The following is an 18,952-nucleotide window of genomic DNA, read 5'->3' on the forward strand; positions in this document are numbered from 1 at the left end:
CGGAAGCGGCAACGGACAGCATAAGGCGGATTTCCGCGGAAACCGCCGGATAACAGGGCAAACAGGGAGCCTGAAGATGAAGAAGATACTTGCGCTGACGACGGCGCTCTCGGCGGCGGGCCTCGGCACCGCGCAGGCCGAGGTCGTGGTGATGAGCTGGGGCGGCGCCTATGGCATGGCGCAGACCGAGGCGCATGTGAAACCCTTCGAGAAGGACACCGGCATCAAGGCGACGATGCTGGATTCCGACAACCCCGCCGCGCCGATCAAGGCGATGGTGGAGGCGGGCAACGTCACCGTGGACATCGCGTCGCTCGAATATTCCGACGCGGTGCGGCTTTGCGACGAAGGGCTGCTGGAGGAGATCGACGTCTCCAAGCTCGCCGCGGCGCCCGATGGCACCGCTGCCGCGGACGACTTCTTTGAGGGCGCCGTGACGGACTGCCTCGTCGCCACCGACGTCTGGGCCACCATCTATGCCTATGACGAGACCAAGTTCCCCGGCGAGAAGCCCGCGACCGCCGCCGACTTCTTCGACACCGCCAAGTTCCCGGGCAAGCGCGGTATGCGCAAATCGCCCAAGACGGTGATCGAACTCGCCCTGATGGCGGACGGCGTGCCGGCGGCCGAGGTCTATGACGTGCTGGCCACCCCGGAAGGGCTGGACCGCGCGTTCAAGAAGCTCGACACGATCAAGAAGGATGTCGTCTGGTGGGAAGCCGGCGCCCAGCCGCCGCAGCTTCTGGCGGATGGTGAAGTTTCCATGACGATGGCCTATAACGGGCGCATCTTCAACGCGGTGATCGGCGAGGGCAAACCGTTCGTCACCGTCTGGGATGGCATGCAGTACGAGTTCGAAGGCTACGTCATCCCGAAAGGTGCCCCGCATCTGGAGGACGCGATCAAGTTTCTCGACTATTCGACCTCGCCCGAGAAGCTCGCCGACATGACGCAATACATCAGCTATGGCCCGACGCGGAAATCCACCGCGACCATGGAGCGGACCTACAAGGACGGCAAGACCGTCATGGCCCCCTATCTGCCCACCACCCCGGCCAACATGACCAATGCGGTCGAGACGAACTTCGAATTCTGGGTCGATCACGATGCGGATCTGAAAGAGCGTTTCAACGCCTGGCTCATCAACTGACCTGAAGAAGCCCGTCCCGGCCCCGCCCCTGCGGGACCGGGCATGTCCAGTCTATCCGGCGGCGGGATGTCAGCGCGCCTGCCGCCAATCCAGAGGCATCGAAGCAAGATGGTCGAAACCACCGCGGTCTATCCGCCCGGACGACAGCCCGACAGTGTCCTGCCGGAAGAGAGCGGCAAAGCGCTCAGACGGTCACTGGCACGGTCGCAGAGGAGCGCACGGCGCAGGGCGCTGCTGCTTGTGCTGCCGCTGCTGCTGTTCATCGTCGTCACCTTCGTGATGCCCATCGGCCAGCTTCTGCTCCGCTCGGTCTATAACGACGGCTTTTCGGCCAACATGCCTGCGGTCTCCGGCTGGCTGGACGATCACCCGGGTGCGGAACCCGACGAGAGCGCCTTTGCCGCGCTCGCCACCGACATCAGGAATGCGGCGGAGGCCAAGACCCTCGGTACCGTCGCCACGCGGGTGAACTACGACCTGCCCGGCACGCGCTCGCTCTTCACCTCCGCGGCGCGAAAGTCGCGCGACTGGCAGCCGCCCTACCATGAGACGATGGTGGCGGAAGATGCGCGCTGGGGCGACCCCGTGCTCTGGGGCGTGATGCGTCAGGCCGCGCATCCCTATACCGCCAACTTCTACCTCGCCGCGATCGACATGCAGCGCGATGACGCCGGCGCGATCGAGCGCGTGCCGGAGGACCGCCGCATCTATGTGCCGCTCTTCCTGCGCACCTTCTGGCTCTCCGCCCTCATCACCGGCATCTGCCTCGTTCTGGCCTATCCCATCGCGCATCTGCTGGCGACGCTGCCGCTTCGGCGGTCCAACCTGCTGATGATCCTTGTCCTGCTGCCCTTCTGGACATCGCTTCTTGTCAGGACGACGGCGTGGATGGTGCTTTTGCAGGAACAGGGCGTGGTCAACAACATGCTCGTCGCGCTGCGGATCATCAACGACGATCAGCGCCTGCCGATGATGTACAACCAGTTCGGCACGATCATCGCGATGACGCATATCCTCCTGCCCTTCATGGTATTGCCGCTCTACTCCGTGATGCGGCCGATCAACCCCTCCTACGTGCGCGCGGCGCGAAGCCTCGGCGCGACCTCCTGGACAGCCTTCCGCCGGGTGTATTTCCCGCAGACCCTGCCGGGGATCGGGGCGGGGTCGCTGCTCGTCTTCATCCTTGCGGTCGGCTACTACATCACCCCCGCGCTGGTCGGCGGGGCAAGCGGGCAGCTCATCTCCAACCTGATCGCCTATCACATGCAGGGCAGCCTGAACTGGTCGATGGCGGCGGCGCTGGCGGCGATCCTGCTGGCCGCGGTGCTGCTGCTCTACTGGCTCTATGATCGCCTGATCGGCATCGACAACATGAAGCTCGGCTGAGGAACGACGATGGCCCTTCCCGTCTATGCAAGCCCGCTCGAACGCGTCTGGCACTATGTCTATCTGACGCTCTGCACGCTCATCTTCCTGTTCCTGATCGCGCCGATCCTTGTCGTCATCCCGCTCTCCTTCAACGCGGAGCCCTACTTCACCTTCACGGAGAAGATGCTGGCCTTCGATCCCCAAGGCTATTCGACGCGCTGGTATGACATGCTCCTGACCTTCGGCACGCAAGCCCCGGATGCTCCGCGGACGAGCGCCTTCTGGGCAGACGTGTGGCAGAACGCGACATGGGTGAAGGTCGCCAAGAACTCGATCATCGTCGGCTTCTTTGCGACGCTGGTCGCCACGACGCTCGGCACCATTGCAGCGCTTGGCCTTTCCCGGCCCGAGATGCCGTTCCGCCGGTCGATCATGGCGCTGCTGATCTCGCCGATGATCGTGCCGGTCATCATCACCGCGACGGGGCTGTTCTTCTTCTACTCGCGTATCCAGATCCAGCAGTGGGGCGTACCCTACCTCGGCCTTGTCCTGTCGCATGCGACGCTCGGGATCCCTTTTGTCATCATCACGGTGACGGCGACGCTGGTCGGGTTTGACCGGTCGCTCAGCCGCGCGGCGGCGAGCCTCGGTGCGTCTCCCGTCCGAAGCTTCTTCAAGGTGACGCTGCCCATCATCCTGCCGGGGCTGATCTCCGGGGCGCTCTTCGCCTTCGTGACCTCCTTCGACGAGGTGGTGGTCGTGCTGTTCCTCGCCAGCCCGGACGAGCAGACCATTCCCCGCCAGATGTGGAACGGCATCAGGGAGCAGATCAGCCCCGCCATCCTCGCCGTGGCGACCATCCTCATCGTGGTCTCCATCGGTCTTCTGACCACGGTCGAACTCCTGCGCCGTCGGTCGGAGCGTCTCCGCGGCCTCAGCCCTGGCTGAGGACAGCGGCCGGAAATGAAGCGGGACGCAAGCCATCGCCTGCGTCCCGCCCACATTATCAAAGGCCTGCCGCCCGAGGCTCAGACCGGGGGCTCAGACCCGAAGCTCAGACCGCCGCTTTGCGCATCTCGTCGAGATAGATTTCCCGAAGGCGTGCCGCCACCGGGCCGGGTTTCCCTTCCCCGATCGCTGCCCCGTCGATTTCGACCACCGGCATCACGAAAGCGGAGGCGGAGGTGAAGAACGCCTCGTCCGCCGCCTGCGCTTCCTCGACCGTGAACAGCCGCTCCTCGACCTCCATCTGCGCCTCGGCGGCGAGACGGATCACCGCGGCGCGGGTGATGCCATGCAGGATCTCCTCGGAGAGGGGCCGGGTGATGATCCGCCCGCCTTTCACGATATAGACGTTGTTGGACGACCCCTCCGTGACGAAGCCGTCCTCCACGAACCAGGCGTCATCGACCTCCGCCTTCTTGGCCATCATCTTGGCCATGCTCGGGTAGAGAAGCTGCACCGTCTTGATGTCCCGGCGTCCCCAGCGGATATCGGGGACGGAGATCACCTTCGCGCCGGTCTTCGCCTGCGGACTGTCCGCCAGACCGGGCTTCGACTGGGTGAACAGCACCAGCGTCGGCGTTACGCTCTTGTCGGGAAAGGCGAAATCGCGGTCGCCCGGATTGCCGCGGGTGACCTGAAGATAGACCATGCCATCCTCCACCCCGTTGCGCGCGATCAGTTCCCGGTGGATCTCCAGAAGCTCATCATCCGAAACGGGCGCGGCCATCTCCAGCTCGCCCAGCGAGCGGGCGAGCCGCCTTGTGTGGCCGTCGAAATCCACCAGCTTGCCGCCCAGAACGCTCGTCACCTCATAGACACCGTCCGCCATGAGGAAGCCGCGATCAAAGATGGAGACGCGCGCCTCCTCCTCCGGCAGATAGTCACCATTTACATAGACGATGCGGCTCATGTTACCCCCAAAGCTCGGCGTCGGACGGATGCACGCCCGCAGCGTCGTAAAGCAGCGAGCTGACGCGGTCTTCGGCCAGAAGCAGCGGCCCGTCAAGATCGACAACAGCCGCGCCCTGCGCCACCAGCACAGCAGGCGCCATGGCGAGGGAAGACCCCACCATGCAGCCGACCATGATGCCATAGCCCGCCGCATGCGCCGCATCACGCAGCGCCAGCGCCTCCGTCAGGCCGCCTGTCTTGTCGAGCTTGATGTTGACGAGATCGTATTTGCCCGCGATGTCGTCCAGCGAATGCCGGTCATGGCAGCTTTCGTCGGCGCAGACCGGCAGGGGGCGTGCCATTTCCGCCAGCATCTCGTCCGCCCCTGCAGGGAGCGGCTGCTCCACCAGCGCCACGCCGAGCCGCACCAGATGGGGGGCAAGGTCGCGATAGACCTCCGCCGTCCAGCCTTCGTTCGCATCGACGATGATCCGCGCCTCCGGGGCACCACGCCGCACGGCTTCCAGCCGGCCCATGTCATCGGCGGTGCCGAGCTTGATCTTCAGCAGAGGGCGGAAGGCGTTCCGGCGCGCCGCCGCCTCCATCCGTTCCGGCGTATCCAGCGACAGGGTGAAGGCGGTGATCATCGGCTCCGGCCTCGGCAGCCCCGCCATATCCCAGACACGCCGGCCCGCGCGTTTCGCCTCCCAGTCCCAGAGCGCGCAATCGACCGCGTTCCGCGCGGCGCCCGGCGGCAGCATGGCTTGCAGCTCCGTCCGGCTTAGGGGAAGCTCAAGCCCCTCGATCTGCCGGGTCACGCTCTCCAGACTTTCGCCGTAGCGGGCATAGGGCACGCATTCGCCGCGCCCGGTGATGCCATCCTTCTCCACCGTGACGGTCAGCACCTTGGCCTCCGTGCGGGAGCCGCGCGATATGGTGAACACTTCCGCGAGCCGGAAGGTATCGGGGGTTACGGTCAGCTTCATGGTCAGGACGCCATCAGCGCATCGACCAGCCGGCCCGCACCATGCCGGAACGGATCGACCGTGGGCAGGCCCATCTGCTGCTCCACGTTCTGAAGATAACGCACGGCCTCCTCCTCGCCCATGTGCTGGGTGTTGACGGAGATGCCGACGACCTTGCACTCCGGGTTGCCCACGCGGGCGAGCTGGAGCGACACGTCCCGCAGGTCCTCCAGGCTGGGCAGTTTGTAGTCCGGCAGGCCGCGCATATGCGGCCGGGTCGGCTCATGGCAGAGCACCAGCGCATCCGGCTGGCCCCCATGCACCAGCGCCAGCGTCACCCCGGAATAGGAGATGTGGAACAGGCTCCCCTGCCCCTCGATCATGTCCCAATGGTCTTCGTCATTGTCCGGCGTCAGGTATTCCACCGACCCCGCCATGAAATCAGCGACGACCGCGTCAAGCGGCACACCCCCGCCGGTAATGAGGATACCCGTCTGCCCGGTCGCACGGAAATCGGATTTCAGGCCCCGCTCCCGCATTTCCTTGTCCATGGCAAGGCAGGTGTACATCTTGCCGACCGAGCAATCGGTGCCCACGGCCAGCATCCGTTTGCCGGAGCGCTTCTTGCCGTTGGCAATGGGATAATCCACGACCGGAACACGGACATCATGAAGCTCCCGCCCGAAACGTTCCGCGGCGGCAACCAGCAGCGGCTCATCCCGGAGCAGGTTGTGCAGCCCGGAGGCAATGTCGAATCCCTCCTCCAGCGCCTCCACCAACACCTTGATCCAGCTGTCCGAAATCACCCCGCCACGGTTCGCCACGCCGACGACCAGCGTCTTGCAACCCGCCGCCTTCGCCTCCGCCAAGGTCATGTCGGGGAGTTTCATGTCGGCCTTGCAGCCCTCCATGCGGAACTGCGCCACGGCGAATTCAGGGCGCCAGTCACGGATGCCCTGCGCCACCTTTGCCGCCAACGGGTCGGGTGCGTCACCAAGAAAAAGGAGGTAGGGCGTCTTTATCATGGGGAACCTCGGAGATTGAACACCCCCATGATGACGCGCCGCCCCGCAGGCGCAACCCCCGATCAGACAGGCATTCCGCTACCGGAAGCAGGCGAGAATGGCCGCATAGTGCATCGCCGCCGCCGTTACCACGAACCCGTGCCAGATCGCCGTCTGGAAACGCAGTTTTTCCCAAAGGAAGAATATGACGCCCAGCGAATAGACCAGCCCGCCAGCCAGGATCAGCACTTGTGACAGGACGGGAATGCTCTGCATCACCGGTGCCGCGATCAGCAGGCCGCTCCAACCCATCGAGAGGTAGAGGATCAGCGACAACCACCCATATCCGACGGGAAAAATCCACTTGCTCGCAACTCCGGCGATAGCCATCAGCCATATCGCGCAGAGCATCACCAAGGCGGAATAATGGCTCGCGCTTCGCTCAAGAAACGGCGTGTATGTTGCCGCAATCAAAAGAAAAATTGACGAGTGATCGAAGCGGCGCAGAACCAGCTTCACCGCCCCTTCGGGCCAGAGGTTGTAAGCCAGCGAGACTGAGAGAGCGACCACCAGGATGGCGCCGTAGAGCGCTGCAGCCGCCTGCCCGCTCCACCCCGCGTCCGAGGCAGAGACGACGAGAACGACCGTCCCGAGGAGAGCCAGCGCCACTCCGACGCCATGCACGACCCCATCCGCGATCAGCTCGTCACGGCGCGGCCGCAGGCGCGGCACGCCACCGGGCAAATCGGAGGGCAGATCGGAGGGAGCGGACTCTGTCATCTGTGGCATGGCATGACTTTGCCAGTGATCGCGGCGACTGCCAAGCGACGCTTGTGTGACAGAATGTCAGCGTGCCGCGAGCAAGCGAGGAAACTCTATCGCGGGGCAGCGATCCTGCACCACATCGACCCCGCGGGCGCGGGCGAGCTCCGCCGCTTGAGGCGCGGTGACACCCAGCTGCATCCAGACCGTCCTGAGATTGGGCAGGGTGGCAAGCGCCTCCTCCACCACGGCGCCCGCGGCATCCGAACGGCGGAAGATGTCGATCATGTCGATGGCACCGGGATCGGGGATATCGGCGAGGCTGGCCACCGCTGTCTCGCCCAGGATGGTTTCGCCCGCATGGCCCGGATTGACCGGCACGATCCGCCATCCCAGGCTCTGAAGGAAGCGGGCCACGCCATAGCTGGGGCGCGTCGGATTGGGTGACAGACCGACGACGGCGACATTTCGCGTATCGCGGAGGATGCGGGCAAACAGGGCGGATTCGCTCTGGACCATGACTGTGTCTCCAGAATAAAAAAGCGCCCAGTCACGAAGACCGGGCGCCAGTCGCGGAACGAGGGACAGTGAACCGAAGCACGGAGGTTCCGATTCCGCGCTTCTGATTGAGCAGATAGAGACCCTTTCCCGCTTTTAAAGGGGGGAGTCGCGAATCTGTGAACATATTCAGAACGAATGCTAATTTCCGGATGCGATGGATTGCTCCTCCGCTGTGGCAGTTTTGTCGATCCCGGTTGTCGCGGCGGCCCAGACCGTCAATTCATCGGCGCTGCGGAACAGGTACAGGCGCCCGTCCTGGATGGCGAAAATCTCCGGGTCGGAGGCTACTTTTCGGCCGCCGCTCTCCATCGCCCGGCTGCACCATCCGCCGAATTGGGGCGCATAGGCGCGAGGATCCGCTTCAAAAGCCAGAAGATTTTCATGCGAGGCAAAGAGCCAGATCGCGCCCTTCCACTTCAGGGCGTATTGCGTCTTGCCCTTCACGGGATACGCGGCACTGAAATAGGATACCGGGTCGCGGCCCGCGAGCGCGATCCCTCCAGGCGCGAAGATGCGGCGATTTGTCCCCGCGAGCGCTGGCACAGCTCCGGACAAGGCCACCACCCCGCCCGCACCCAGAAAGAACAGTTCCCGGCGCCCCATCCGGCGACCTGCCCCGCGCAGGGTTCCGTGGCGGTCTGAAAGGCTGTGCGGCAAAGCGCCGGGTGCGGTGAGCACCGTCATGGCGCGCTCCTTCAGTCGGTCAGTTGTCCATCACAGATGACATGGCCCAAGGGCGCGGAAAACCCGCGCTCCCGCAACCGTGATGGCGCGGGGCCTACTCTCCCGAACCTGTGCCCAACCGGCCACGGTGACCGGCGGCATAGAGCGCCACCGCAGCAGCATTGGAGACGTTGAGGGAACCGAACTCTCCTGCTGCGGCAATGTGGACGATCACATCGCAGGTTTCCCGCGTCTTTTCACGCAGCCCCGGACCTTCCGCGCCAAGCACCAGCGCCACCGGGCGGTCACCGAGATCGGAAAGCGCCGCGTCCAGCGCGACAGTCGCCTCCCCGGCAAGACCGATCAGCGTGAAACCCATGTTGCGCAGCGTCTCCATCCCGTCGGAAAGGTTACGGATGCGCAGATAGGGCTGGCGCTCCAGCGCGCCGGACGCACTTTTCGCAAGGGCTCCCGTCTCCGGGGCGGAGTGCCGCTGGGTGCCGATGACGGCCCGCGCACCGAAAACCTCTGCGGATCGCAGGATCGCGCCCACGTTATGCGGATCCGTCACCTGATCGAGCAGGACAACAAGCGGCGCCCCTTCTCCCGAAATGGCGACATCCTCCAGCCGACCCCAGTCGAGCGGCTTCACCTCGAGAGCCGCGCCCTGATGTACGGAGCCCGGATCGATCGGAACGTCGAACTTTCTCGGATCGGCAATCTCCGGTGTCATACCGCTTTCGGCGATGGCGTCCCCAAGCCGGTCCGCGGCGTTCTTGGTCACGACAAGCCGCAGCCGCGTGCGTCTGGGGTTGAGCAGCGCATCGCGCACCGCGTGCAGCCCGAACAGCCAGACGGTTTCCGCCGCAGCGGCCCGTTTGGCCCGCTCCTTATCAATGACCCAAGCCGGTTTTTTCATGGCACGCCCCGCACAGACAACCGGTTGCAACCGGCGTTCAAAAAGCCCCCGGACCGCGTCCACGGCCTAATGATGAAAGAGGGAAACATGCACATATCCCATGCCAGAGGCACGGTCCATGCCACCTGTCGCGGAACCACCACTCCATTGATTTCTCGAAGAAATTTGTGGAAGTGGTGGGCGACCCTGGAATCGAACCAGGCATGGGTCTCCCCGGCGGAGTTACAGTCCGCTGCCGCACCTTGCAGCACGTCGCCCGACGCGAGGCGGGGATTACAGGAGGCCATGGATCCCGTCAAGGCGATTTTCCGGCCGAAGCCGACATTGTTCAGTCAAGACGGATGGCTCAAACCGCCACCGAATGTCGCAAATGAACAGCCAGCCGTTCCCCGCCTGACTTAAAGAGGCGTGATGACACAGGATCGCACCTTTCTCGGCATCGCGCTGATGCTCGGCTTCTGCCTGACGGCCCCCATGATCGACGTGGCCTCCAAGATCGCCTCGCAGGCGGTGCCGGTGGGACAGGTGACCGTCGCGCGCTTTGTCGTGCAGGCCGCGCTCATGGTGCCGGTGGTCATCCTGATGCGGGTGGAATGGCGCATGTCACGCCGCGTGCTCGGGCTGACGTTCCTCCGCGCCGCCGTATCGATTCTCGCCACCTACGCCTTCATCGCCGCGGTTCAGGTCATGCCGCTGGCCGATGCGCTGGCCATCGCTTTCGTGGAGCCGTTCATCATCCTGCTGCTTGGCTGGGCGTTGTTCGGCGAAAGCGTGGGTCCGCGCCGGATCGCCGCCTGCGCGGTTGGTTTCGCGGGCGCCCTGCTCGTTATTCGGCCGAGCTTTGTGACCTTCGGGCCGGTCGCCTTCTTTCCCCTCATGACAGCGGTCTTTTTCGCGCTCTATATCCTCATCACGAGGAGCCTCGCCCGTCAGCAACATCCGGTCGCCATGCAGGCGCATACGGCGCTCGCCGCCTGCGTTCTGGCGATCCCTGCCTTGCTGCTGCCGCTGGATATTCCGGGCGTGCAGCTTGGGCTGGCATGGCCGGACAACGGAGCGATCTGGCTGGCGCTGGCGGGGGTGGGCGCCGCTGCCACCGTCGCACACATGCTGATGACCTATGCGCTGCGTTTTGCCGGATCGACCACGCTCGCCCCCCTGCACTACTTTGAGATGATCGCGACGGTGTTTTTCGGCTACACGATCTTCGGTGATCTCCCCGATGCAATCAGCTGGGCGGGAATCGCCATCATCACCGCTTCGGGTCTTTATCTGGTGCACCGGGAACGTGTGGCTCAGCGGACAGCAGTGCCGACAGTGCCGGCTGCAATGCCTGTCGGGGAAGCAGCACCAGCATCCCTCGTCCCGTGAAGGACAGGCGCACAACCTCCGCCGCAGTACGATTGGAGGTGCCTACCCTGCCCGCGGGAGCAAAGTCGATACCGTCGATCGGCCAGACCAGCCCCTCGCTCCGCCCCCGGACCGGTGCGAGCGGATAGAGCGAGAGGCGCGTTCCCACGGGCAGGTGCAGCGTCAGCGTGGAGGGCGCGCAAAACACCACATCCTCCTCGCCGATCAGCAGAACGGGCATGGGGGCGCGGGTGAGCACCGTCAGCGCGGCGAGGGCGTGATCCAGCCGCCCGCCCAGAAACCCCAGCCCCAGCACGAAGGGAGCCGCCAGACGTTGCAGGCACTTCTCGAAATCCGTGGTGTCCTGCTCGGCCACCTCCAGAACGGCGTTGCCCATCGCCTCCCGGCCAGCAGGGCTCAGCGAGTCGAGATCGCCGATGACGAGCTCAGGACGGACACCCAAGGCCAGCGCCCTGTCGGCCCCGCCGTCGGCGGCAACGGCCACCGGCGCGAGGGACAGCGCCAACTCAAGCGAGGATGCCGAAATATCGGCACCGCCAAGCAAAGTGATGCCAGATGTTGCGGTAAGGACAGGTTCGGGCATGGGCTCATGTTGACGGGCCACGCCCGGACTGGCAATCTCTCGCGTCAGATTGACCGGTCCGGGCGGCGGCGGCAAGCCGCATTCGGACGGGCGGAACAGCTTGATCGGGAACAGGCCGGGTCCGGCGGATATGGCGAAAAGAATGACAACGAGCGGCAAGACCCTTTCCGTCACCTACGGCGACTTCTCCTGCCGTATCGAAGGCTACGAGGCCCCCGCACCGGTTCTCGCGCAGGTGCTGGCCGCTTTGCGGCAGGCCGCGGGGGGAAACCCAGCGCTTGGCACGCGTGTCGTGGATCAGGCGGACTTGGCGGCCCTGTCGAAAGCGTTTCCGCCCGCTGACGTCTCTGTTTCCGAGGGCGTGCTGCGGCTGACGGCGTCCACGACGGAAGAGCGGGATCACAGACCCACCTATGGCCTTTCGGCGGAGGAAATCGCGGCATTTGCGGAGCCGAATATCGGGGAAAGCGCGGAGCCCGCCGCCCAGGCAGAGCGCGCGTTGCAGGACGACATGAGCGCTCCCCTCCTGCTTCTTGCAACCCAGCGGGTGGACATGCCCGCCCCGGCCCAGCAGGTGAGCCTGCCGCCCCTGAAGCTCATGCCTCATGAGCTTTCCGTCACAAAATACCCCGCCATTTCGGCGGATCGTCTGAAAAGCGTGCTGGCCGAGATTGCGCCGGCCAGTCTGACGGAGCGGATGGAGGCGATCGCAGCCTATCTTATGGCGGTGGAAGGCTGGACGGATTTCACCCGTCCGGCACTTCTGGATGCGTTGTCCAAATCGAGCAACACGCCCTATCCATTCGAGGAGGAGCTGAAATCCTTCGGCGTTCTCGTCCGCGAAGGCCGCTTCCGGCGGCTGGGAGAAGGGCGTTTCGCCGTTGCGGAGGACTCCGCGTATTTCGATGAGTCCCACAGCAGCGTCGCCTGATCCCGCCTATTCCTCCGGCGCGTCGGGATCGGCGCGCCCCACCCCCAGGAAAACTGCCCGGAACGGCAGCGCCCAGAGGATGCCCAGGCCGACATAGATCGCCAGTTCCACCCAGAACGGCTGGCGCCCGAAACGGGCGTCCAACCAGTTCATCAGCGTGACCGCGACGGCGATATAGAGCGGCACACCCACCAGCAGGATGAGCAGCGACAACCGCCGCCGGGCTTTGTAGCCAAGCGCCATCAGTCCGCGAACGGATCGGTGACGAGGATCGTGTCGTCCCGCTCCGGGCTGGTGGACAGGAGCGCCACGGGGCACTGGATCAACTCCTCGATACGGCGGACGTATTTCACCGCCGCCGCCGGAAGCTCCGCCCATGAGCGCGCGCCCGCGGTAGATTCCTGCCAGCCCTCCAGCTCCTCATAGATCGGCGTCGCGCGGGTTTGGAGTGCCGCGGCGGTCGGCAGGTGGTCGTATTTCACGCCGTCCACCTCATAACCCACGCAGATTTTCAGCGTGTCGAACCCGTCCAGCACATCGAGCTTCGTCAGCGCGATGCCGTTGACGCCGGAGATCGCGCAGGTCTGGCGGACCAGAACCGCGTCGAACCAGCCGCAGCGGCGCTTCCGCCCGGTGACAGTGCCGAATTCATGACCCCGCTCGCCCAGACGCTGACCGATCTCATCCTCCAGTTCCGTCGGGAACGGACCGGAACCGACCCGCGTGGTATAGGCCTTGGCGATTCCCAGCACGAAGCCGATGGCGGAGGGGCCAAGCCCCGTCCCAGTCGCGGCCATCCCCGACATGGTGGTGGAGGAGGTCACGTAAGGATAGGTGCCGAAGTCGATATCCAGCAGCGAGCCCTGCGCCCCTTCAAACAGGATGCGCTTGCCAGCCCGGCGCTGTTCGTTGAGGATTTTCCACACCGGCTGCGCATAGGGCAGCAGTTTTGGCGCGATCTCCAGCAGCTTCGCCTTCAGCTCCGCCCGATCCACGGCAGGCGCGCCGAGACCCTGACGCAGCGCGTCATGATGGGCGAGCAGCCTGTCCAGCCGCGCCTCGAGCGTCTCCTCATCGCCAAGATCGGCCACGCGAATCGCCCGACGGCCCACCTTGTCCTCATAGGCCGGGCCGATGCCGCGCCCCGTGGTGCCGATCTTGGAGGCGCCTGCCGCTTCCTCGCGGATCTTGTCGAGATCCTGATGCAGAGGGAGGATCAGCGGCGTATTTTCCGCGATCATCAGGTTGTCGGTGGAAATCGCGACACCCTGGCCGGAAAGCTTGTCGATCTCCGAAAAGAGCGCCCACGGGTCCAGCACCACGCCGTTGCCGATCACGGCGAGCTTGCCCGGCCGCACGATCCCGGAGGGCAGCAGGGACAGCTTGAACACCTTCTCGCCGATCACGAGCGTATGGCCGGCATTGTGCCCCCCCTGGAAGCGCGCGATGATATCCGCCCGCTCCGAGAGCCAATCCACGATTTTTCCCTTACCCTCGTCGCCCCACTGGGCGCCGACGACGACGACATTGGCCATTTCAAGACTCCGCCTCTGGTCGATGCGGGGAGTCCTTACCGCGACCGCGCGCGCAAAACCACGCGAAAATCGCACCGGGGGCGAACAGGGTGACTTGCGACCCGTCCGCCATGCCTCTAGATAGGCGCGGAACGAAAGGCCGGCTGCCCCATGGAAAACATCCTGCTCATCATCCACCTCCTGCTCGCGCTGGCGCTGATCGTCGTCGTGCTGCTCCAACGGTCGGAAGGCGGCGGCTTGGGCATGGGCAGCGGGGGCGGCGGAACCGGTGTCATGACCGGGCGGCAGGCGGCGAGCGCGCTGACCCGGCTGACCTGGGGTTTTGCGATCGCCTTCCTGTGCACCTCAGTCGCACTGACGATCATCTCGGCGGAGCGGTCGGGCGGGGGTTCGGTTCTCGACCGGCTCGGCTCCGATCTCACGCCTCCGCCGGCGGCGAGCGAGCCTGCCCTTCCGGCGGATGGCGGCAGCCTCCTGCCGCCCTCGACCGGCAGCGCACCGGCCACGCCGCCCCGCGCAGACTGACCAGCAGACTGACCGGCTGAAAGATCGATCCCGGCGGACGCCCGCGCGCCCGCCATTTCACTGTTACATCAACACAAGTTATCGGGGCTTCAGGAAGTCTTTCCGCAGGATATTGCGCACCCTTAAGGTTTCCGCTATATCCCAAGTCCCGTGATGCCGCGATTCTTGCATGAACCGCGGCAGATTCTTATTGGAACTCACGGGAGCAGCTTCATGGCACGTTACGTCTTCATCACAGGCGGGGTAGTCTCCAGCCTGGGAAAAGGGCTCGCCTCGGCTGCCTTGGGCGCGCTTCTTCAGGCGCGCGGCTATTCTGTCCGCCTGCGCAAGCTCGACCCCTATCTGAACGTCGATCCGGGCACCATGTCGCCTTTCGAGCATGGTGAGGTGTTCGTCACCGATGACGGCGCAGAGACCGACCTCGACCTTGGCCATTACGAGCGGTTCACCGGCGTCTCGGCCCGCAAGACCGACAGCGTCTCCTCCGGCAGGATCTATTCCAACGTACTGGAGAAGGAACGGCGCGGCGACTATCTTGGCAAGACGATCCAGGTGATCCCGCACGTCACAAACGAAATCAAGGACTTCCTTCGCGTGGGCGAAGATGAGGTGGATTTCATGCTCTGCGAGATCGGCGGCACCGTCGGCGATATCGAGGGGCTGCCCTTCTTCGAGGCGATCCGCCAGTTCGCGCAGGAGCGGCAGCGCGGGCAGTGCATCTTCATGCATCTCACCCTCCTGCCCTATATCGCCGCGAGCGGCGAGCTGAAGACGAAACCCACCCAGCACTCCGTGAAGGAGCTGCGCTCCATCGGCATCGCGCCCGACGTTCTGGTCTGCCGGTCGGAGAAGCCCATTCCGCAGAAGGAGCGCGAGAAGATCGCCCTGTTCTGCAACGTCCGGCCCGATGCGGTGATCGCCGCGCCCGACCTAAAAACCATCTACGAGGCGCCGCTGGCCTATCACCGCGAAGGGCTGGATCAGGCGGTGCTCGACGCCTTCCAGATCGCCCCTGCCCCGCGCCCGGACCTCTCCCGCTGGGAGGATGTCATGGACCGGCTCGAGAATGCCGAAGGCGAGGTGCGCATAGCCGTCGTCGGCAAGTACACGCAGCTTGAGGATGCCTACAAATCCATCGCGGAGGCGTTGACGCATGGGGGCATGGCCAACCGCGTACGGGTCAAGGCGGAATGGGTGGACAGCGAGATTTTCGAGCGAGAGGATCCCGGCCCCTGGCTGGAGGATTTCCACGCGATCTGCGTTCCCGGCGGCTTCGGGGAGCGCGGCACCGAAGGCATGATCAACGCGGCCCGCTTTGCGCGGGAGCGGAAAATCCCCTATCTCGGCATCTGCCTCGGCATGCAGATGGCGGTGATCGAATCCGCCCGCAACCTTGCCCGGTTGAATGACGCGGGGTCGGAGGAGTTCGATCACGAAGCGGGGGAAAAGCGTTTCACCCCGGTCGTTTACCATCTCAAGGAATGGGTGCAGGGCAATCATCGGGTCGAACGCAAGCTGGGCGACGACAAGGGCGGCACGATGCGGCTCGGCGCCTATACGGCCGTGCTGAAGCAGGGATCGCGCGTTGCGGGCATCTATGGCTCGCCGGAGATCGAGGAACGTCACCGGCACCGCTATGAGGTGGACATCCGCTACCGCGATCAGCTTGAGGGCCACGGGCTGGTGTTCTCCGGCATGTCGCCCGACGGGCGCCTCCCCGAGATCGTCGAATACGAGAACCATCCGTGGTTCATCGGCGTGCAGTTCCACCCGGAACTGAAGTCGAAACCCTTTGCGCCGCATCCACTGTTCGCCGATTTCGTGCGGGCCGCGAAAGAGGCCGAACGTCTGGTCTGACCCTGCGCCAAGGCGCGGGGGACGCCCCCCGCGACCCCCGGCGGCACCGGCAATGCAATGCCGCAACCAGACAGAAAGCTGCCAGAAAGCGGATACCGGCCGCCTTCTTCCTTGCCCGACGCGCGAGAGCGGTTAGATTTCGCTCAACCAGACACATCGGAGCGCGCAATGATCCGCCACATCCTTCTTCCCGCCTTTCTGCTAACGCTCGCGGGTTGCGGGCCGCTGATCAACGGCGGAGCCGATCCTGATCGTCTGAACTGCCTCGGCGAAGGAGCGGAAGCCCGCTGTCAGACGGTCTGGGACCGCGATCTGGGCGCCAGCTACCCGGCGGGCCGCTCGCAGCGTGGCTCCTACACTTCCGCCCCCACCGTCACCGTTTCCCCGGAAACCGAAGCCATGAGCGTGCCGGTGGTTCGGGACCGCTCCGGCGTCGCGGCCATCAGCCTGCCTGCCGCCTGCCTTATCGGGGACCGTGCCTATCCGCAGGGCTCGCAAGCGATTCGGGCGTTGACCGGGCAGTATCGCGGCATCGGATTCATCAATCCGCAGCCGTTGAACGGGCAGAGCAAGCAGGAGATCTGCACTTGCTCCATGGCCGAGGGCGCCGGCCCCTACTGGGCCTGCATCTGACCCTGCGCCGCAGGATGTGATTCGCGAACACGCACCACCGGACTTATATCGACACCCATGCTCCAGGATCTCATCCGCCTTTTCACGGGCGACACCGATCGCCATTGCTTTGCCACGGACGACGTGCGTCTGGCACTGACGGCCCTGCTCGTCCGCGTCGCACGCGTGGACGGCACCTACTCCGACGAAGAGAGCGACCGGATCGCCCGGATCGTCGGCACCCGCTTCGCCCTGGGTCCGTTTGAGGCGGCCTCCTTGCTGCGCGAGGCGGAGAAGCTGGAGCAGGTCGCCCCCGATACGGTGCGTTTCACCCGCGTCATCAAGGATGCCGTCGCCTATGAGGAGCGCGAAGGCGTGATGGAGGCCTTGTGGGACGTGGCCCTGGCTGACGGGATGCGGAACCAGGAGGAAAACGCGATGCTGCGGCTCACCGCGAACCTGCTGGGCGTGAACGACCGGGACAGCGCACTTGCCCGCCAGCGGGTGGAAAGCCGTCGCGCTTGACCGAGACTGCCCAGCCAAGGGGCAGGACGTGAAAGATTGCCTGCATTTTATGCGACCAATCGCCCCTGACGCGCGGGACTTGTTGCAATTCATCAGGAAAATCGTCCAACTATCGACCAAGCAACAGGACGATGCCCCCCGTGACAACAGCGACACCGCCCGTCATCGAAATCATCAATCTCCACAAATCCTATGGCAACCTCGAGGTGCTGAAGGGCGTCAGCCTCACTGCACCGCGGGGGCATGTGGTCTCGCTCATCGGCTCCTCAGGATCGGGGAAGTCCACGCTGCTGCGCTGTGCCAACCTGCTGGAGGACAGTCAGGAGGGTGAGATCCTGTTCGAGCGGGAAGCCGTCCTGTGGCACGGAGAGGGGCTGCACCGCCGGCCGGCCTCCCGCCCGCAAGTGCTCAGGATCCGCACGAACCTGTCCATGGTGTTCCAGCAGTTCAACCTGTGGTCCCACATGACGGTTCTCCAGAATGTCATGGAAGCGCCGGTCACCGTGCTTGGACAACCCCGCGAGGAGGTGGAGGCGCGTGCGCTGCAGCTTCTGGACAAGGTGGGGATCGGCGACAAGGCCGACCGCTATCCCTCGCAGCTTTCCGGCGGGCAGCAGCAGCGGGCCGCCATCGCGCGGGCCCTTTGCATGGAACCGAAGGCTTTGCTCTTCGACGAACCCACCTCGGCGCTGGACCCGGAGCTGGAGCAGGAGGTGATCCGCGTCATCAAGGCGCTGGCCGATGAGGGGCGTACGATGATCATCGTGACCCATGACATGCGGATGGCCGCCGACGTTTCCGATCACGTCGTCTTTCTCCATCAGGGACGGGTGGAGGAGGAAGGATCGCCGGATACGCTTTTCGGCGCACCGCGAAGCGAGCGGTTGCGCCAGTTTCTTCGCGCGGGCGGTGAATAACGCCCGGCAAGCCCATAAAAGGACAGGGAGTTCTACTATGAAGAAAATCGCAATGACCGCCGCGGTTCTGGCGACGATGGCGGGATCCGCCTTCGCCCAGCAGGTGGTGCGGATCGGGACGGAGGGCGCCTATGCCCCCTACAACTTCATCAACGACAGCGGCAAGCTTGACGGATATGAGATCGAACTCGGCGGCGAACTCTGCAAGCGGCTCAGCCTGACCTGCGAATTCGTGCAGAACGACTGGGACACGATCATGGCGAACCTCAACTCGGGGAACTACGACCTGATCATGGCCGGCATGTCCATCACCGACGAGCGGAAGAAGGACCGGCTTTTCACGCAGAACTACACCCCGCCCACCGTCTCGCTCTACGTCGCCACCTCCGATGATGTCGATGTGACCAAGGGCATCGTGGCCGCACAGACCGCGACCATTCAGGCACAGCACGTGGCCGAATCGGGCGCGACGCTGGTTGAGTTCGCGACGCCCGACGAAACCGTCTCTGCCGTGCGCAACGGTGAGGCCGATGCCGTTCTGGCGGATCTCGACTATCTCAAGCCGATCGCGGATCAGTCGAACGGCGAGCTGGTCATCGTGGATCGCGTGCAGCTTGGCGAAGGTGTCGGCGCGGCCTTCCGCATGTCCGATGCGGCGCTCCGCGACCGTTTCGACGGCGCTATTGCGGAGATGAAGCAGGACGGCTCCATCAACAAGCTCATCCTGAAATGGTTTGGCGAGGATGCCGTCGTCTATTGATTGCGACGGGGATCGGGGTACGTCCCCGATCCTCTCTCCCCTTCCCGG

The 18,952-nt window shown here is 64.7% G+C and carries 21 protein-coding genes and 1 tRNA gene; 11 read left to right on the forward strand and 11 right to left on the reverse strand.

Translation table 11 applies throughout. The annotated features are described in order from the left end of the window. The first annotated feature begins 76 nt into the window (after nt 1-76). The 3 genes from CDV49_RS14460 (at nt 77) to CDV49_RS14470 (ending at nt 3,466) form a co-directional block, all read left to right on the forward strand. Nucleotides 77-1,150 carry an ABC transporter substrate-binding protein gene (locus CDV49_RS14460; protein WP_088216265.1) on the forward strand — a complete coding sequence of 358 codons (1,074 nt, stop codon included), beginning with the start codon at nt 77-79 and terminating at the stop codon, nt 1,148-1,150. Nucleotides 1,151-1,258: 108 nt separating this feature from the next. Next, on the forward strand, nt 1,259-2,536 hold the full coding sequence (locus tag CDV49_RS14465) for an ABC transporter permease (protein ID WP_088216138.1): 1,278 nt from the start codon (nt 1,259-1,261) through the stop codon (nt 2,534-2,536). A 9-nt stretch (nt 2,537-2,545) separates the two neighbouring features. Beyond that, nucleotides 2,546-3,466 (forward strand): ABC transporter permease, encoded by a 921-nt coding sequence (locus tag CDV49_RS14470; RefSeq protein ID WP_088216139.1) that lies wholly within the window; start codon nt 2,546-2,548, stop codon nt 3,464-3,466. Between the two features lie 106 nt (nt 3,467-3,572). On the opposite strand, the gene CDV49_RS14475 is transcribed toward CDV49_RS14470, so the two are convergent. The 8 genes from CDV49_RS14475 to CDV49_RS14510 form a co-directional block, all read right to left on the reverse strand. Continuing rightward, nucleotides 3,573-4,433, reverse strand: a complete 861-nt coding sequence (locus tag CDV49_RS14475) for a D-amino-acid transaminase (protein WP_088216140.1) — start codon at nt 4,431-4,433, stop codon at nt 3,573-3,575. Between the two features lies 1 nt (nt 4,434). Next, complete coding sequence (gene dgcA, locus CDV49_RS14480) at nt 4,435-5,400, reverse strand: N-acetyl-D-Glu racemase DgcA (protein WP_088216141.1); 966 nt, start codon at nt 5,398-5,400, stop codon at nt 4,435-4,437. A 2-nt stretch (nt 5,401-5,402) separates the two neighbouring features. After that, the gene (gene dgcN, locus CDV49_RS14485; protein WP_088216142.1) at nt 5,403-6,404 is read right to left on the reverse strand and encodes an N-acetyltransferase DgcN; all 1,002 of its coding nucleotides are present in this window, start codon (nt 6,402-6,404) and stop codon (nt 5,403-5,405) included. A 78-nt stretch (nt 6,405-6,482) separates the two neighbouring features. Next, nucleotides 6,483-7,172, reverse strand: a complete 690-nt coding sequence (trhA, locus tag CDV49_RS14490; RefSeq protein ID WP_218821986.1) for a PAQR family membrane homeostasis protein TrhA — start codon at nt 7,170-7,172, stop codon at nt 6,483-6,485. Nucleotides 7,173-7,229: 57 nt separating this feature from the next. Then, a complete protein-coding gene (locus CDV49_RS14495; protein WP_088216143.1) occupies nt 7,230-7,664 on the reverse strand; it encodes a CoA-binding protein in 435 nt (144 codons plus the stop codon). A 180-nt stretch (nt 7,665-7,844) separates the two neighbouring features. After that, entirely contained in the window at nt 7,845-8,390 is a 546-nt protein-coding gene (locus CDV49_RS14500) for a YHS domain-containing (seleno)protein (RefSeq protein ID WP_143413180.1), read from the reverse strand. 94 nt (nt 8,391-8,484) lie between these two features. After that, nucleotides 8,485-9,288 (reverse strand): 23S rRNA (guanosine(2251)-2'-O)-methyltransferase RlmB, encoded by an 804-nt coding sequence (gene rlmB, locus CDV49_RS14505; protein WP_035741257.1) that lies wholly within the window; start codon nt 9,286-9,288, stop codon nt 8,485-8,487. Between the two features lie 174 nt (nt 9,289-9,462). Next, nucleotides 9,463-9,546 (reverse strand) — tRNA-Tyr (locus CDV49_RS14510). A gap of 153 nt (nt 9,547-9,699) precedes the next feature. Between CDV49_RS14510 and CDV49_RS14515 the strand changes: the two genes are divergently transcribed. Then, nucleotides 9,700-10,659 carry a DMT family transporter gene (locus CDV49_RS14515; protein WP_256947353.1) on the forward strand — a complete coding sequence of 320 codons (960 nt, stop codon included), beginning with the start codon at nt 9,700-9,702 and terminating at the stop codon, nt 10,657-10,659. On the opposite strand, the gene CDV49_RS14520 is transcribed toward CDV49_RS14515, so the two are convergent. Continuing rightward, nucleotides 10,541-11,401, reverse strand: coding sequence for a thiamine diphosphokinase (locus tag CDV49_RS14520; protein WP_256947354.1), 861 nt, complete (start codon nt 11,399-11,401; stop codon nt 10,541-10,543). The genes CDV49_RS14515 and CDV49_RS14520 overlap by 119 nt on opposite strands. Between CDV49_RS14520 and CDV49_RS14525 the strand changes: the two genes are divergently transcribed. Beyond that, nucleotides 11,385-12,173, forward strand: coding sequence for a hypothetical protein (locus CDV49_RS14525; protein WP_088216146.1), 789 nt, complete (start codon nt 11,385-11,387; stop codon nt 12,171-12,173). The two genes, CDV49_RS14520 and CDV49_RS14525, sit on opposite strands and share 17 nt — an antisense overlap. A gap of 6 nt (nt 12,174-12,179) precedes the next feature. On the opposite strand, the gene CDV49_RS14530 is transcribed toward CDV49_RS14525, so the two are convergent. Together CDV49_RS14530 and CDV49_RS14535 are read right to left on the reverse strand one after the other, a co-directional pair. Next, nucleotides 12,180-12,416 (reverse strand): DUF2842 domain-containing protein, encoded by a 237-nt coding sequence (locus CDV49_RS14530; RefSeq protein WP_035740816.1) that lies wholly within the window; start codon nt 12,414-12,416, stop codon nt 12,180-12,182. Continuing rightward, nucleotides 12,416-13,708, reverse strand: a complete 1,293-nt coding sequence (locus tag CDV49_RS14535; protein WP_088216147.1) for an adenylosuccinate synthase — start codon at nt 13,706-13,708, stop codon at nt 12,416-12,418. Before CDV49_RS14535 ends, CDV49_RS14530 begins: the two co-directional genes overlap by 1 nt. A 150-nt stretch (nt 13,709-13,858) precedes the next feature. On the opposite strand from CDV49_RS14535, the gene secG reads away from it, so the two are divergent. The 6 genes from secG to CDV49_RS14565 all read left to right on the forward strand — a co-directional run bounded on the left by secG (nt 13,859) and on the right by CDV49_RS14565 (nt 18,904). Continuing rightward, nucleotides 13,859-14,233, forward strand: a complete 375-nt coding sequence (secG, locus tag CDV49_RS14540; protein ID WP_088216148.1) for a preprotein translocase subunit SecG — start codon at nt 13,859-13,861, stop codon at nt 14,231-14,233. A 213-nt stretch (nt 14,234-14,446) separates the two neighbouring features. Beyond that, a complete protein-coding gene (locus tag CDV49_RS14545) occupies nt 14,447-16,090 on the forward strand; it encodes a CTP synthase (protein WP_088216149.1) in 1,644 nt (547 codons plus the stop codon). 168 nt (nt 16,091-16,258) lie between these two features. Beyond that, nucleotides 16,259-16,723 (forward strand): hypothetical protein, encoded by a 465-nt coding sequence (locus CDV49_RS14550; RefSeq protein WP_088216150.1) that lies wholly within the window; start codon nt 16,259-16,261, stop codon nt 16,721-16,723. A 57-nt stretch (nt 16,724-16,780) separates the two neighbouring features. Then, the gene (locus CDV49_RS14555) at nt 16,781-17,227 is read left to right on the forward strand and encodes a tellurite resistance TerB family protein (RefSeq protein WP_088216151.1); all 447 of its coding nucleotides are present in this window, start codon (nt 16,781-16,783) and stop codon (nt 17,225-17,227) included. Nucleotides 17,228-17,367: 140 nt separating this feature from the next. Next, the gene (locus CDV49_RS14560; protein ID WP_256947355.1) at nt 17,368-18,144 is read left to right on the forward strand and encodes an ABC transporter ATP-binding protein; all 777 of its coding nucleotides are present in this window, start codon (nt 17,368-17,370) and stop codon (nt 18,142-18,144) included. A gap of 37 nt (nt 18,145-18,181) precedes the next feature. After that, nucleotides 18,182-18,904, forward strand: coding sequence for a transporter substrate-binding domain-containing protein (locus CDV49_RS14565; RefSeq protein WP_088216153.1), 723 nt, complete (start codon nt 18,182-18,184; stop codon nt 18,902-18,904). The last annotated feature ends 48 nt before the right edge of the window (nt 18,905-18,952 follow it).

The sequence above is a fragment of the Haematobacter genomosp. 1 genome, from assembly GCF_002196855.1.
Lineage (GTDB): Bacteria > Pseudomonadota > Alphaproteobacteria > Rhodobacterales > Rhodobacteraceae > Haematobacter.